At 37.1% G+C, this 14,950-nt stretch carries 13 protein-coding genes; 5 read left to right on the top strand and 8 right to left on the bottom strand.

The features are described 5' to 3' along the window. Positions 1-533 precede the first annotated feature (533 nt). Together nadA and thiL are read left to right on the top strand one after the other, a co-directional pair. On the top strand, positions 534-1,529 hold the full coding sequence (nadA, locus tag M2419_RS15280) for a quinolinate synthase NadA (protein WP_153845280.1): 996 nt from the start codon (positions 534-536) through the stop codon (positions 1,527-1,529). A gap of 228 nt (positions 1,530-1,757) precedes the next feature. Further along, entirely contained in the window at positions 1,758-2,810 is a 1,053-nt protein-coding gene (gene thiL, locus M2419_RS15285; protein WP_153845281.1) for a thiamine-phosphate kinase, read from the top strand. Between the two features lie 32 nt (positions 2,811-2,842). On the opposite strand, the gene M2419_RS15290 is transcribed toward thiL, so the two are convergent. Further along, positions 2,843-3,631: a ScpA family protein gene (locus M2419_RS15290; protein ID WP_153845282.1), complete on the bottom strand. Its 789-nt coding sequence runs from the start codon at positions 3,629-3,631 to the stop codon at positions 2,843-2,845. Between the two features lie 160 nt (positions 3,632-3,791). Here M2419_RS15290 and dxs point away from each other — a divergent pair, with 160 nt between their 5' ends. Together dxs and dnaA are read left to right on the top strand one after the other, a co-directional pair. Then, positions 3,792-5,720 (top strand): 1-deoxy-D-xylulose-5-phosphate synthase, encoded by a 1,929-nt coding sequence (gene dxs, locus M2419_RS15295; protein WP_153845283.1) that lies wholly within the window; start codon positions 3,792-3,794, stop codon positions 5,718-5,720. A 549-nt stretch (positions 5,721-6,269) separates the two neighbouring features. Continuing rightward, positions 6,270-7,694, top strand: a complete 1,425-nt coding sequence (dnaA, locus tag M2419_RS15300) for a chromosomal replication initiator protein DnaA (RefSeq protein WP_046672557.1) — start codon at positions 6,270-6,272, stop codon at positions 7,692-7,694. Between the two features lie 145 nt (positions 7,695-7,839). On the opposite strand, the gene M2419_RS15305 is transcribed toward dnaA, so the two are convergent. The 7 genes from M2419_RS15305 to M2419_RS15335 all read right to left on the bottom strand — a co-directional run bounded on the left by M2419_RS15305 (position 7,840) and on the right by M2419_RS15335 (position 13,617). Beyond that, positions 7,840-8,247 carry a hypothetical protein gene (locus M2419_RS15305; RefSeq protein WP_153845284.1) on the bottom strand — a complete coding sequence of 136 codons (408 nt, stop codon included), beginning with the start codon at positions 8,245-8,247 and terminating at the stop codon, positions 7,840-7,842. 64 nt (positions 8,248-8,311) lie between these two features. Then, a complete protein-coding gene (locus M2419_RS15310) occupies positions 8,312-8,695 on the bottom strand; it encodes a hypothetical protein (protein WP_259255313.1) in 384 nt (127 codons plus the stop codon). A 303-nt stretch (positions 8,696-8,998) separates the two neighbouring features. Further along, positions 8,999-9,367 (bottom strand): hypothetical protein, encoded by a 369-nt coding sequence (locus tag M2419_RS15315; protein WP_147420956.1) that lies wholly within the window; start codon positions 9,365-9,367, stop codon positions 8,999-9,001. 151 nt (positions 9,368-9,518) lie between these two features. Next, on the bottom strand, positions 9,519-10,568 hold the full coding sequence (gene lpxK, locus M2419_RS15320; RefSeq protein ID WP_182330563.1) for a tetraacyldisaccharide 4'-kinase: 1,050 nt from the start codon (positions 10,566-10,568) through the stop codon (positions 9,519-9,521). Beyond that, the gene (locus tag M2419_RS15325) at positions 10,565-11,035 is read right to left on the bottom strand and encodes a gliding motility lipoprotein GldH (RefSeq protein WP_259255314.1); all 471 of its coding nucleotides are present in this window, start codon (positions 11,033-11,035) and stop codon (positions 10,565-10,567) included. The genes lpxK and M2419_RS15325 overlap by 4 nt, the downstream gene beginning before the upstream one ends. A 53-nt stretch (positions 11,036-11,088) precedes the next feature. Next, positions 11,089-12,465, bottom strand: coding sequence for a regulatory iron-sulfur-containing complex subunit RicT (locus tag M2419_RS15330; RefSeq protein WP_259255315.1), 1,377 nt, complete (start codon positions 12,463-12,465; stop codon positions 11,089-11,091). Positions 12,466-12,471: 6 nt separating this feature from the next. Then, a complete protein-coding gene (locus M2419_RS15335) occupies positions 12,472-13,617 on the bottom strand; it encodes an ATP-binding protein (protein WP_259255316.1) in 1,146 nt (381 codons plus the stop codon). Between the two features lie 209 nt (positions 13,618-13,826). Here M2419_RS15335 and dnaN point away from each other — a divergent pair, with 209 nt between their 5' ends. Continuing rightward, on the top strand, positions 13,827-14,948 hold the full coding sequence (gene dnaN, locus M2419_RS15340; RefSeq protein WP_088159749.1) for a DNA polymerase III subunit beta: 1,122 nt from the start codon (positions 13,827-13,829) through the stop codon (positions 14,946-14,948). Positions 14,949-14,950 lie beyond the last annotated feature (2 nt).

The following is a 14,950-nucleotide window of genomic DNA, read 5'->3' on the forward strand; positions in this document are numbered from 1 at the left end:
TTTTGTAATATGCCTAAAAACGTTCCTTAGGCTATGAAGGTTGGATGTAGATGAAACTGATTTTCGAAGATAGAAATAATGTGAAATAAACCCTTTCAGCTTTTGGTATAAATGAAGAGTTCGAATAGTTTCCGAAATATTCAAGTCTAAAAGAGTTTATATGGGCGTAATATTGTTTGATTAAACTTTATATAAACTAATTTAACTATTAATACTTGCAAACGGTTGATTTGTATTTTGAAATAGGTATTTAGCTGTCGGTTCTGCAAGATCATGGAATTGGGCAATAGGTGCAGTTGTTCGATCAAATTTGCAAACTGACTTTACCCAATAAGCTGGACTTGGCAAATCCGTTGTAATCTGTTACTGATTAATAATACGTTTTATATCAGTGTTTTATTTGTTATTATCTAATAATGGGGCACATTCAAGCAAGAGGTATATTACCATGACCTGATTAATTTGCTTTTAATTGACTTTTATATATCTAACAATGCTTATTTTTGCTGTTCATAAAAGTTGAAACTACTCGCATGGAAATTGTAAATTATGAGCTTCAAGCAAAAGGTTATATCGATGCTCCGATTGATCCCTCACTGGATTTGATTAAAGAGATCCAACGATTAAAGAAAGAAAAGAACGCTGTCATCTTGGCTCACTATTATCAAGAGTCTGAAATTCAAGATATAGCAGATTATATAGGAGATAGCCTTGGCTTATCCCAGGAAGCTGCGAAAACTGATGCAGATGTAATTGTTTTTGCTGGAGTACATTTCATGGCTGAGACGGCTAAAATACTTTCACCGACAAAGAAGGTTCTTTTGCCAGATGCCAAAGCAGGTTGTTCGCTGTCAGATTCTTGCCCTCCGCATCTTTTCGCTAAATTTAAGGAACAATATCCTGATCATTTGGTCATCACTTATGTAAACTGTACAGCGGAATTGAAAGCGCTTTCCGATATTGTATGTACCTCTAGTAACGCTGTTCAGATCGTAGAGAGCCTGCCAGTGGGTCAGAAAATCATTTTTGGCCCGGATCGTAATCTCGGAGCATACGTTAAAAAGAAAACAGGACGAGATCTTGTGCTTTGGAACGGTGCATGTATGGTCCATGAAATTTTTTCTCAAGATAAAATTGATCGTTTGAAAAGCGAGCACCCCGAGGCTAAGTTTATTGCCCATCCGGAATGTGAAGATCATATACTGGCGATAGCTGATTATGTGGGATCGACTGCCGGCATGCTTAAATTTACCCAGACAGATACGGCCCAAGCTTATATTGTTGCTACAGAATCAGGTATTCTCTACCAAATGCAAAAAGCAAGTCCACATAAGACTTTTATTCCTGCACCTCCTAATAATGCCTGTGCATGTAATGATTGCCCGCATATGAAGCTTAATACGCTTGAGAAACTATATAACTGTCTGAAGTATGAATCGCCCGAAATCCTTCTTCCCGAGGATGTTATTCTCCGAGCCCAGCGTCCTATTGAACGTATGTTGGAAATATCGGCAAGTTTAGGCTTATAGAAATCTGCATAATTTTTGATCATAACCAAGACAATAACTGATTGGTTTTCAATGATCAATAATGATTTCGTTGAGCTGTTTATATGTAGTTCAATGAAAGAGTCCAATGTATGAGCAGGGGAGTCATTGGTCTTATAGTAATACTTATTTTGTAATGCCATCCAAATAAATCTTTGGAAGATGATTATCAGCTGGCATTATCTATATTAAACTTTTAAACTTTTTAGCATGTTTGATTTTGATAACACCGAGCGAACTAATTTGGAAGAAATGGGTGAGTTCGGTTTGATTGATTATATAAAAAAAGCTGTAGAATTAACAGAAAAATCCACAATTAAAGGGATTGGCGATGATGCTGCTGTTCTAGATTTTGGAGGTAAGAAAACCTTGATATCTACTGATCTACTGTTGGAAGGGATTCATTTTGATCTTAGATATGTTCCGTTAAAACATCTAGGTTATAAAGCTGTTCAGGTCAATTTGAGCGATATTTACGCGATGAATGGAATAGCTTCGCAAATTACCTTTTCAATAGGTCTGTCCTCAAAATTTCCATTGGAAGCTGTAGAAGAGATTTATCAGGGAGCTTTGATTGCCTGTAAGAAATATAATGTTGACCTAATTGGGGGAGACACTTCGGCTTCAGCCCAGGGTTTGGTTATTTCTGTGACAAGCATTGGTCATGCTGATGCAGATCAGATCGTTTATCGTAGTGGTGCACAGGAAGGTGATCTCTTGTGTGTGTCTGGTGATCTAGGAGCAGCTTATATGGGCTTACAGCTCTTGGAGCGTGAAAAGGATATCTATTTAGAAAATCCAAATGTACAGCCTGATTTAGAGGGAAAAGATTATATCGTTGAACGTCAATTGAAACCTGAAGCCCGGAAAGATATTGTTGAATTATTTGCCAAGCTAGGGATCAAGCCCACAGCGATGATGGATATTTCAGACGGGCTTGCATCAGAAATTCTACATATTTGCAGACAATCTGACAAAGGTTGCAGATTATATGAAGAAAAGATTCCATTGGATCAGATGACTTATGATACAGGGCGGGAATTTGGCATTGATCCAACCGTAGCTGCACTTAATGGCGGTGAAGATTATGAACTACTGTTTACAATAGCTCAGGCTGATCATGATAAAATCAAAAACTTACCGGATATCAGCATTATTGGTTATATGACGCCAAGATCCGAAGGTTGTGAGATGATTTCCAAATCTGGGAATCTTTATCCGATAACAGCCCAAGGTTGGAATGCTTTTCAGAAAAAAGATTGATACGAAAAGACCTGTTCGAGACAGGTCTTTTTTTATGCTTCTTGCTCTTCAAGCCGGAGTTCCTCCGCCTCATTTGGATCTCTTTCACCTACATTGAAATTGTTATAGCCTAAGCCCACTTCGATCTGTAATAATCTCTGTTGCAGCATTTCAAGAATTGCTAAAAAGTTATAGACAAATTGTATTTTATTTTCTGAGTTTTTAAGAATTTCTTGAAAATCCAATTTTTTATTGATTTCAATTAGTTCGGCTATTGCTTTCTTCTGTTGTTCAATGGTGTATGGATATTTGACAACTGTATGTGTTACTTCAGGGGGACGATTACGGAATTGATACATCATTTGCTCGTAAATCATCATTAGACTATAAAGGTCGAAGCTATCCAAATTTTCTCCGGTAGAATCTAATTTTAGTCTCTGTTGGATATCATAGCGTATGTTGCCTCGGTTGTATAGTTTGAGACGATCCTCTTCCAAGGCTCTCAAATCTTCACAGGTCTCTTTAAATTGCTTATAGAGAATAAGTTTTTGAACAAGATCTTCTCTAAGATCGATTTCATTCTCATTTTCGTCTAGATCTAGACGAGGCAAGAGCATTTTAGCTTTAATACGCATCAGTGTTGAAGCAACAAAGATAAACTCGCTTGCCATTTCCATATTGAGCGCCTGCATTTGGCTCACATACGATAAAAAATCATCTGTAATCTTTGAAATCGGTATATCGTGGATATTTAGTTCATCCCGTTCGATAAAAAATAATAATAAATCAAAAGGTCCCTCAAATTGAGGAAGCTTGATTTCGTAGCCTTCTTCTACTTGCATATCTTATACAAATTTACATATAAAATCTTTTGGAATAACTTCGATACAAACTATTCATTATTTTATTTGTTGTACCCCAATATGTAAATGCGATTTAATTTTAAAGATTAAATAAAATTGTCGTTACTTTGTACGAACATATCATGTAAATAGCAGTACTATGCAGTTTGAGGCTGGAGAACTATTAAGTAAAATAAACGATCCCTCTGATCTTAAAAAGCTAAAGGAAGACCAATTAGAACAGTTGAGTCTGGAATTACGTCAATTTATTATTGATCAGGTTTCGGTTAATGGTGGTCACTTTGCAGCAAGTTTGGGAGTCGTCGAGTTAACGGTGGCGTTACATTACGTAATGAATACCCCATACGATCAATTGATCTGGGATGTAGGTCATCAGGCTTATGGGCATAAAATCCTAACGGGGCGTCGCGATATATTTCATACAAATCGAATTGAGAACGGAATTTCTGGGTTTCCTAACCGTTTTGAATCTAAATACGATGCATTTGGCGTTGGGCACTCATCAACATCTATTTCTGCAGCATTAGGTATGGCGGTCGCTTCCCAAATAAAGGGCGAAAAGGATCGTCAGCATATCGCGGTTATTGGTGATGGTGCGTTGACTGGTGGAATGGCATTTGAAGCATTGAATCATGCCGGTATTTCCAAATCCAACCTTTTGGTTATTCTGAATGATAACTGCATGTCCATTGATCCTAATGTAGGTGCATTGAAGGAGTATTTGACAAGTATTACAACCTCAAAACGATATAATCGTTTTAGAGACGATATTGCAGCTGTATTAACCAAGATTTCGGAAGTTGGTCCAAATGCACTTGGTATTGCCAAAAAACTGGAAAAAAGCATAAAGGGAACTTTGTTAAAAAATGCCAATCTCTTTGAATCTTTAAATTTTAGATATTTTGGACCGGTTGATGGGCATGATGTCAAGAAATTAGCCAAGACCCTTGAAGACCTTAAACATATACCAGGCCCTAAATTATTGCATGCCGTCACCATCAAAGGTAAAGGCTTTGCGTTAGCTGAAAAAGATCAGACGAAATGGCATGCTCCAGGTTTATTCGATAAAATTACGGGTGAGATCAAGAAGTCTTCGAATGATAAACCGGTAGCGCCTAAATTTCAAGATGTTTTTGGACATACTTTAGTTGAGCTTGCGGAAGAAAATGATAAGATTGTGGGTATAACGCCTGCAATGCCTTCTGGTTCTTCTATGAACATTATGATGAAAGCTATGCCTGACCGCGCATTTGACGTTGGTATTGCTGAGCAGCATGCGGTTACGTTCAGTGCAGGACTCGCAACACAGGGATTATTACCGTTCTGTAATATCTATTCGTCTTTTATGCAACGCGCTTATGATCAAGTAATCCATGATGTTGCATTACAAAATCTAAATGTTGTTTTCTGTTTGGATCGTGCGGGAGTGGTCGGTGCAGATGGCGCTACACATCATGGCGCTTATGATATAGCGTTTATGCGATGTGTCCCAAACATGACAGTTTCTGCTCCGATGAACGAAGAGGAACTGCGAAATTTGATGTTTACTGCACAGTTGCCTAATAAAGGTCCTTTTGTTATCAGATACCCGAGAGGAAATGGCGTTATGCCGGATTGGCGTCGTCCATTTACAGAAATAGAAATAGGAAAGGGACGTCTTATAACAGCAGGAGAGGAGCTTGCTATCTTAAGTTTTGGAGCGATAGGAAATGAAGCTGTTAAAGCGGTACAGCAGTTAAATGAATTGGGAATACATCCAGCGCATTATGATCTTCGATTTGCTAAACCATTGGATGAAGCCTTGCTCCATCAGGTCTTTCAGAAGTTTGGTAAAATTATCACGGTTGAGGATGGAAGTTTACAAGGGGGCATAGGTTCGGCTGTATTGGAATTTATGGCCGATCACGGATATCATAGCCAGGTTGTTCGTTTGGGTATTCCGGATAAGATCATTGAACATGCTGAACAAAATGCACAGTGGAAGAATGCGCACTACGATGCGAATGCGATCATAGCAGAAGCTAAAAAACTTTGTAATGGAAAATTGACCAGTTCAATGGTCGGATAAGAGTTATATATTTGACAAACAAAAAAGGAGATCCATATGGACCTCCTTTTTTGTTTGCCAAGTGTGCGTATGTTTAAGTTTACAATTAATCTCATCTGTTACAATTTTTTTTTTTCTGAGATATAATTTGCACTGATTTTTCTTTTATGGTTATGCATAAATAACTTTAATAGTCCTCTGACAATGATGTTAAGTTGGCTTTAAATTCTTATAAATTTAATATTAAAAATATATGAACTAAAGATTGTAATTAGCTATTATTTTGGTTAATTTAGATTTAGACCTTAAAGACTGATAGGTAGTAAGTTTGCTACTTTTTTTGTTCTTTTTTTTGAAATAAATTTGGAATGTTAATAATTATTTTTAGAGATCAATTTTAGCGCTAGTTTTCCACAATTTTACATGGTAAAAATCTGATATATAGTATCTTATCAATTATTTTATATTTTAGTTTTTTAGCTGATTTTTTTTTGTCATCTTCGTTCTCAGAGAAAGTTATCAACATATTTTTTGTCGCGTATTGTAAATCAACTTATTAACAATTTTAGAATGGAAAAAACGTATTCAAGTGTCTGGAATAATTGTCTTTCGATTATCAAAGATAATATACCAGCACAAAGTTTCAAGACCTGGTTTGAACCTGTGAAAGCAGTCCGTTTGGAGGGTGACGTTTTGACTATTCAAGTGCCTAGCTTATTTTTTTATGAGTGGCTGGAAGAACACTATGTAGGAATTCTTCGCAAGACCGTAAAGAAATTCTTAGGAGAGCAAGGTAGATTGGAATACAATATTGTAGTAGAGAAGTCTTCAGCTTCTCATCCTTATACGACTAATCTTCCATCGAATGGCAATGGAGCAGAAGGGAAAAGGCAATCTATCCCTGTGCCGGTATCTTTAAATAGGGATATCAAAAATCCGTTTGTTATTCCTGGATTGAAAAAATTGCAGGTTGATCCGCAATTGAATCAAAACTATACATTCGAAAATTTTATCGAAGGTGAATGTAACCGTCTTGCTCGCTCTGCAGGTTATGCTGTAGCGAATAAACCAGGTGGTACTTCATTCAACCCTTTGATGATTTATGGTGATGTTGGTTTGGGAAAGACACACCTTGCCCAAGCAATCGGAAATGAAATCAAAAGAAATCTTCCCGATAAATTGGTCATTTATGTGTCTTGTGAAAAATTCTGTCAACAGTTTGTGGATTCATTGAAAAATAACACGATCAATGACTTCGTTAACTTTTATCAAGCAATGGATGTCATCATTATGGATGATGTGCACAATTTTGCTGGTAAAGAAAAAACACAGGATATTTTCTTCCATATTTTTAATCATTTGCATCAATCTGGAAAGCAGATTATTTTAACTTCAGACAAAGCGCCTAAGGATTTAGCTGGTTTGGAGGAACGTTTGCTTAGTCGTTTTAAATGGGGATTATCTGCAGATATTCAAATTCCTGATCTTGAGACGAGAATGGCAATTTTGAAGAAGAAGATGTATTCTGATGGTATTGATTTACCTGAAAATGTAGTGGAATATGTCGCAACACAAATCGATAATAGTGTTCGTGAGTTGGAAGGAGCCATGGTTTCATTATTGGCTCAGTCTACATTGAACAAGAAAGAGATTGATTTGGGCTTAGCAAAATCGATGTTGAAGAATTTTGTGAAGAATACCCATAAGGAAATTTCAATGGACTTTATTCAGAAATTAGTTTGTGAATATTTTGAAGTTCCTGTAGATATGGTAAAGTCGAAAGTGAGGAAGCGTGAAATCGTGCAGGCCAGGCAAATTTCGATGTATTTAGCAAAAGCCCATACCAAATCTTCACTAAAATCGATCGGAGCATTCTTCGGAGGAAGAGACCACTCGACAGTCATTTATGCATGTCAAACCGTAGAGGATTTAATTGAAACTGACAAGAAATTTAAGACTTATGTAAGTGATATTATGAAAAAATTGAAATCTTAATATCAATTACAGTAAGTAAAAACAAAAAGGGCTGTCCAAGTAATATGGACAGCCCTTTTTTGATGTATTTAAGACGCTGTAAGGCATAAAAAAGCCTCTGGACATGCACTGCATGTCCAGAGGCTTTTCATTCGTTCTCGAATGATTATTGTTGTTGATTGCTCTGTCCGTTACCGGATTCTTTTTGTTCTGTTGTTTCTTGCGTTGCCGGAATATTTACTGGAGGTCGCTCAGTAACATATTTCTGATAAGCAACTTTTTGTTCATCTGTTAGCAACTGAGCTATTTTAGTATCTGATTCACCCTGTATTTTGGCTATATTCTCCTTTTTGACGTCAACCTTAGTCGTGGAATCCTGAATGACAGCCGCTATAGCCTTTTCTTGATCCAATACGATTGTTGATACCGCAGTTTTCTGCTCGTCATTTAATGTCAGCTTTGTGACTAATTCAGTCACTACCTTTGTTGCATTTTCTTCCGGTGTTGTTTGTTGTGCAAATGTTAGGCCCATCGCTAGGAAGAAACCTATGCCTGCTAAAAATAACTTTTTCATGATGTTCAATTTTAGATGAAATTATTCAATGTTTTTCTGCTACCTAATTTTACTTTGTTGTCGATTATTGACCAGATTCAGTTTTCGTAGGCTCAGCTGCGGTCGGCACAGCTTTAGCTGGTCTTTCAGTTATGACTTTTTGATAAAGCGATTTCTGATCTTCGGTAAGTAATTGACTGACTTTGGTATCTACTTCAGTCTGTAGCTTATTAAGTGCTTCGCTTTTCATTTGAGCAGAAGACCCACTATCTTTTACTATTGTCTGTTCTGCTTTTACCTGATCCAATAGAATGGTTGATACCGCAGTTTTTTGCTCATCATTCAGATGCAGTTTCTGTACAAGTTCAGTCGTTGCTTTAGCAGCTGCATCCTCGGGACTAACCTGTTGTGCAAACATCAGGCTGAGAGTCAAGCAAAATCCTATTCCTGTTAAAATTAGCTTTTTCATATCTATTGTATTTAAAAAGTTACAATTAAACGATCTTGCTATAAAAACTCGGAAAGGGGTCTTTTATTGTATCAACTATGTTACTTTAACAAAGTTTTAACATTAACTGGTTGTAATTCATGGAAATATGGGTTTTTATCTGTGATGTGAAATGCAAAAATTGATGATATCGTTGTTATTGCACTGTTAACAGGATCGATAAAGTTAGACGAGCTTAATTGTGATGACAACGTCAGAATAGAACTGAACGTGAAATAAAAAAGGCCTTGTTTTTTTACAAGGCCTTTTCTAAGATAGCTTTATTTAATTTTCGGAACGTTTAGACATTCTTTCTTTCATTTTTTCTTGCTGTTCGTCAAATAGCTTAGCTTGGTCAGGAGTAAGCCATGATTTGATTTTGGTTGTTTGTATTTCCTGAAGCTGTTTAAATTTTTCCATACTCGCTTTTCGATCTCCACCATCATTTCGAAGTGCAGCCCGTTGTTGAGCCTGACTTAATGTAAGGTTATAGATCGAATCTTTTTGCGTTTGATTGAGGCTTAATAATTTGTCTAAATGCTCTACGCGCATTTTAGCTTGTTCTTCAGGACTACGTTGCTGACGTTGTTGGGCAAAAACTCCTGTAGCACTTAAAAATAGACAAGCTACTGCCATTAAAATTTTCTTTTTCATCTTTGTATAGTTTATATCATGAGTGCCGAATATCGGGTGTACACTCAATTTGTTCATTATAGACAGAGCGAAAACTTTTGAGATTCTCTGTTTACATATAGAATATAAATTTGATGAAAAAGTTTAGTATAGCATCTGATATTAACAAAATTTAAGGTTGATTAACACTTTGATCCACTGCATCATATAGCCTTTTATGGAATATTTCCTGTTGGATGGGGTCGTGAAATTGAAGACCAATTGGCAGATAAGCCAAATCAATTGCAGTAAATTGCTGTTTAAAAGGTTTTAATCGCTGAAAGTCCTTTTCTGTTGTCAATACTATTTTGTTGCTACTCGCCAGATTGTGGTAAGATTTTGCAATTTGATTGATATCCGATTCAGTAAAAGAATGATGATCTTCAAAGGAAATGTGTTGGATTGAATTGGCTTTGTTTTGGAGATAATACACTAAGGGCTTAGGTTTAGCAATACCCGTAACCAAAATAATGTCTTTGCCTTTGATATCGATTAGACTTCCTTTACTATTGATGGGTTCAAGATAGTCGATATAGCTAAAAACAATTAAAGCTTCTTTGTTATAATACCTGATTTTGTTTTCTATCCGTTTTTTTTCTTTGGTAGAAAGATCAATAGGACATTTCGTAATTGCTATGATCTGTGCGCGTTTGGCCTCCATAAGGAGATCCCTAAAGTTTCCTGTAGGAAAAACAAACATTGGACTAGCAAATGATAGAAAATCAAACAATAGAATATTGAAAAGCGGCGATAATTTCCGATGTTGATAGGCATCATCCAAAATAATCAGTTGATGATCTGATTGAAGTTTTTCTATTCCCGTACAGCGATCTTCACAAACCGCAACAGTGATAGCCGGAAATTTATTTTTGAACTGTAAGGGCTCGTCACCGACGTCCATAGCCGATGAATCCGTCTGTACCAGATAAAACCCTTTGGAGCTACGTCCGTATCCTCGACTGAGTATTGCCGTTTTAAAATGACCTTTAAGGCTAGAGACCACAAGTTCAGTCATTGGACTTTTTCCTGTTCCACCTACGGCAAGATTTCCTATGACAACAGTTGGAATGTCGAAAGACCGCGAGGGAAGCAGCTTAAGATCATATAATCTATTTCTTATCCACACTACAAGGGCATAGATGATGGTAAAAGGAAATAATAGATATCGTAATAAGCGTATCATTTTGGAACAACGGTTAACCCTACGTCTGTGATTTCTTTCAACGGATTTTCTTTCATGTTCTGTTCGATGGAAATCGTATAAATTCCTGTATCCGGAAATAGGTAATCTTTATGGATGATGGATTGATTGTTATACAAGCTACCGGAGGATTTTCCTATCCATTTTCCATCCGATCTGGCCATTTTTATTTCTTTACGAAAAGTATATTGCTTTTTACCTGGGCCTCGTTGGTAAATAAGTACAAAAAGATTGGAAAAAGCATATTCCGGTGTATGACGGACATCCATCAATACATCATATCGTTTGGTCTTGTCGCCTATATGAAATTGAAAACTAGGCGGTGATGTATTCAGCCAAGCTTTATTATCAATGGGTTTATTTTCATTTATGACAAAAGTTTGGTCACAAGAATACCCTATGCCAATACATAACAAACCAATAAGGAAAGGAGAGCTTTTGAGTTTCATGTTTATTTATAAAAAGAATATGCCTAATGGGTTAAAATTAGGCATATTTTTTTTTATTCTGCTTTCGGTGCAGCATTGTTGTTATTACCTTTGTTTTTATTCCGATGGCGATTGAAACGCTTTTTGGGCCTGTTATTAGATCCTTCTTTATTCTCTTTATTCGCGCTTGGAGCTCCAGCATCGGTCGAAATCTGAGGTTTAGTACTTTGTCTAGGTGTACTTTGTTCGGACTTCTCAGTTTTTTGTCCAGCCTTACTTTCAGGTTTGACAATACTGCTTTTGGATTTTCTTTTTTTCTTTCTTTTATTCCGATCATCAAGTCGAGTTAAGCTATCCTGTCCGACTACATTTTCGTAATCGTAATTGATATTTTTCTCTTCTCTGACTTCATCGTTATCTACTGCACTCGAAATTGCTTCCGGTTTGATCCCCTGCTTATTCATTTCGACAAACTCTTTGACTTGTTGAACGGGAATGGCGATCCAATTTTCGGCTCCAGGAAAAGAGAACCACATCATTTTCTTGAAAATATCGGTCTTTTGAAGATAAGCAACTCCTTTTAGCGTTTCGATGCGGTCGATATTATTCGGGATGTCTTTTAAAGCATCCATGTAACTATCCAATTCATAATTGAGACAGCATTTTAATTTTCCGCATTGTCCCGCTAACTTTAACGTATTCAAAGAAAGATTTTGATAACGTGCTGCCGATGTAGAAACCGTTTTGAAATCCGTTAACCAGGTTGAACAGCAAAGTTCGCGACCACAGGAGCCGATTCCACCGAGGCGGCTAGCTTCTTGTCGCATACCTATCTGGCGCATTTCAATGCGTATTCTGAAAGCTTCAGCCATTTTTTTGATAAGCTCACGGAAATCCACGCGGCCCTCAGCAGTGTAGTAGAAGGTAGCCTTGGTTTTATCACCCTGGTAGTCAACATCAGAAATCTTCATGGACAAACCCAGGTCCAAAGCCAGTTTACGTGCTTTGTGCATAGTTTCCCATTCGAGATCTTTTGCTGCGTTATACTTCTCTGCATCCATTTCATTGGGCTTCCGATAGATTTTTTTAGTTACCATTTCTGGGGTAACATTGTTCTTTTTTAATTGTAGTCTGACCAATTCACCTGTTAAGGAGACATGCCCGACATCATAGCCACCAGTAGAAGGTTCTACAACGACCATCTCCCCCATTTCAAGGTAGGTATTGTCTACATTAATAAAGAAATCTTTTCGTGATCCCTTAAATCGTACTTCGACGATATTAAATGGTTTATAGTTTGAAGGCATATCCATATCGGAAAGCCAGTCATATACATCTAATTTATTACATCCGCTAGTCATGCAAGAGCCATTATTCTGACATCCTGCCGGTGTACCATTTGCCGTGGTAGTACCGCAACCTCCGCCGGATGAGCAACTGCCACATCCCATAGTTTTCTATATTATATATTGAGTTCCTTTCGGAAACGTTTTGTACTTGTATATTAATGTTAACTGCAAAGATAAATCTAAAAATAATATTTTGGGATTTGCATTTCTTTCTACAAAATAATGCGTTTCCTCAAATAGATTTATTGTTGCTTCAATTTGTTCAACGGTATAGTGTACAGCAAATTTTTGAACAAAATCCAATTCTTTGGCCGGTAAGAATACTAAGCTGGAAAGCCCTTCTTTGATTAATATAATTTGACGCATCATATTAATTGCATAAAAAAGAAAGCTTTTTTGGTTTTCTCGCCCCATTTTTGAGAGTTCTTCTTCCACTAAAGAGATCATATTGGTTCCCGCATCTGAAACAATGAAACGTAACCAATTGACTAAAATGCCAAAATGATTATTTGTTTGCGACAGGATTTGATTCATTGCTTCTTGTAGGTTTCCATCCGCAATAAAAGCAATTTCAGCTGATTCTTGATCCGAAAGATGATGTACGCTTTTTAGATGTTGTGCGATCTCTGTGTGGTCCAACTTCTTTATTTTGACCAATTGCGTACGTGATATGATTGTATTTAATATTTTGTCCTGATTTTCTGCAACCAGAATAAAGAGCGTTTTTTCGGGTGGTTCTTCGATTAACTTTAACAGCGCATTGCCTTGTGTGTCCAGGTATTCGGGAAGCCACATAATTAAAACCTTATATTCAGCTTCAAAGGACTTTAGGCTTAATTTTTTGATGATACCATGCGCCTCGGCAATATTGATATTGACTTGTTTGTTGTCCGCATCCAATTGATTGCGCCAATATTCCAATCCCATGTACGGATTGGATAAAAAAGATTTTCGCCAGCTGTCCGCATAATCGGTTGCCGTATCTTCCTTATGTTTGGCTATGAAAGGATAGGACATGTGGAGATCGGGATGGATCAGCTTATTATATTTTCGACAGGAGGGGCATTCGCCACAACTGTCGGCTGACTGTCGGTTTTCACAATTCAAAAACTGTGCATAAGCATAGGCTAATGCAAGGCTGCCGGAGCCCTCTGGACCAAGAAATAATTGCGCATGACTCACACGATTTTCATGAACCGTGCGAACTAAATGTTCCTTGATGTCTTTGTGCCCAATGATCTCTTTAAACTGCATACACTACTGCTATTATACAAATGTAATAAATATTGTGATTTATCGGGCCGAATTTGCTTTCTATACTTTTGGCGCTGTGCTTATTAATTGAAATACAATTGCTTATTTGAGCGATCAAAATCTCTTTATGTGGAAAGAAAGCGGCCTGTAAAACTGAAAAATATTGATTAATTTGTGTATTATTGCACATAATAATTAGTATTCAGGAAATGAGATTCATTGTATCAACATCAATTTTATTAAAGCAGTTACAAGCTATCAATGGCGCATCCAGTACAAGTACTGTTTTGCCTATCTTGGAAAACTTTCTTTTTGAAATAAAAGACAATAACTTGACTATTTCTGCTACGGATCTGCAAACAAGTATGGTTACTTCTTTACAGATCGAAGCAAAAGAAGAGGGAAGAGTAGCCATGCCTTCGAAGATTTTGATCGAGACGTTAAAAACCTTACCAGATCAGCCAGTAGCATTTTCAGTAGATATGAATACCTTGGCTATTGAGATCAGTGCAGGTGATGGAAAATATAAGTTGAGTGGAGAAAATGCCGACGATTTCCCTAAAATTCCTTCAATCGATAACGGGTCAGTTATTCAGATGCCAGCTCCTATTTTGTCAGAAGCGATCAGTAAAACGATCTTTGCTGTCAGTAACGACGAATTGAGACCTGCGATGTCTGGTGTTTTGGTGCAATTAGCTGAAAAGAATGTGACTTTTGTCTCTACTGATGCGCACAAGTTGGTGCGTTATTCGAGAACTGATATCGGTGCTGAGAAACCAGCATCCCTTATTTTGCCGAAAAAGGCACTTTCACTGCTCAAATCATCGCTACCATCCGATGATGTTACAGTATCGATAGAATATAATCAAACCAATGCGTTCTTTAGCTTTGGTAATATTAATTTGATCTGTCGTTTAATTGATGAACGTTACCCAGATTATGCTGCTGTAATCCCTCAGGTCAACCCGAACAAGTTGACCGTAGATCGATTATTGTTTTTAAATACCTTGAGACGGGTGGTGATTTTCGCTAATAAAACGACACATCAGGTTCGTCTGAAGATCTCAGGAAGTGAATTGCATATCTCTGCAGAAGATTTAGATTTCTCTAATGAAGCGCATGAACGCTTGTCCTGTCAATTTGAAGGGGATGATATGGAAATCGGTTTTAACGCCAAGTTCCTAGTGGAGATGTTAAATAACTTAGAGAGTGAAGAAGTTGTTTTGGAGATGAGTACGCCAAATCGTGCCGGTTTATTGATTCCGGCCGTATCTGAAGATCATGAAGATATTTTGATGTTGGTGATGCCTGTTATGTTAAACAACGCTTAATC

The sequence above is a fragment of the Sphingobacterium sp. BIGb0116 genome (assembly GCF_024808035.1).
In the GTDB taxonomy this organism is placed as follows: domain Bacteria; phylum Bacteroidota; class Bacteroidia; order Sphingobacteriales; family Sphingobacteriaceae; genus Sphingobacterium; species Sphingobacterium paramultivorum.

Bases quoted from the DNA above. Each gene is read 5' to 3' on its own strand.
- nadA (WP_153845280.1), top strand. From the start codon at position 534: ATGGAAATTGTAAATTATGAGCTTCAAGCAAAAGGTTATATCGATGCT.
- thiL (WP_153845281.1), top strand. From the start codon at position 1,758: ATGTTTGATTTTGATAACACCGAGCGAACTAATTTGGAAGAAATGGGT.
- M2419_RS15290 (WP_153845282.1), bottom strand. From the start codon at position 3,631: ATGCAAGTAGAAGAAGGCTACGAAATCAAGCTTCCTCAATTTGAGGGA.
- dxs (WP_153845283.1), top strand. From the start codon at position 3,792: ATGCAGTTTGAGGCTGGAGAACTATTAAGTAAAATAAACGATCCCTCT.
- dnaA (WP_046672557.1), top strand. From the start codon at position 6,270: ATGGAAAAAACGTATTCAAGTGTCTGGAATAATTGTCTTTCGATTATC.
- M2419_RS15305 (WP_153845284.1), bottom strand. From the start codon at position 8,247: ATGAAAAAGTTATTTTTAGCAGGCATAGGTTTCTTCCTAGCGATGGGC.
- M2419_RS15310 (WP_259255313.1), bottom strand. From the start codon at position 8,695: ATGAAAAAGCTAATTTTAACAGGAATAGGATTTTGCTTGACTCTCAGC.
- M2419_RS15315 (WP_147420956.1), bottom strand. From the start codon at position 9,367: ATGAAAAAGAAAATTTTAATGGCAGTAGCTTGTCTATTTTTAAGTGCT.
- lpxK (WP_182330563.1), bottom strand. From the start codon at position 10,568: ATGATACGCTTATTACGATATCTATTATTTCCTTTTACCATCATCTAT.
- M2419_RS15325 (WP_259255314.1), bottom strand. From the start codon at position 11,035: ATGAAACTCAAAAGCTCTCCTTTCCTTATTGGTTTGTTATGTATTGGC.
- M2419_RS15330 (WP_259255315.1), bottom strand. From the start codon at position 12,465: ATGGGATGTGGCAGTTGCTCATCCGGCGGAGGTTGCGGTACTACCACG.
- M2419_RS15335 (WP_259255316.1), bottom strand. From the start codon at position 13,617: ATGCAGTTTAAAGAGATCATTGGGCACAAAGACATCAAGGAACATTTA.
- dnaN (WP_088159749.1), top strand. From the start codon at position 13,827: ATGAGATTCATTGTATCAACATCAATTTTATTAAAGCAGTTACAAGCT.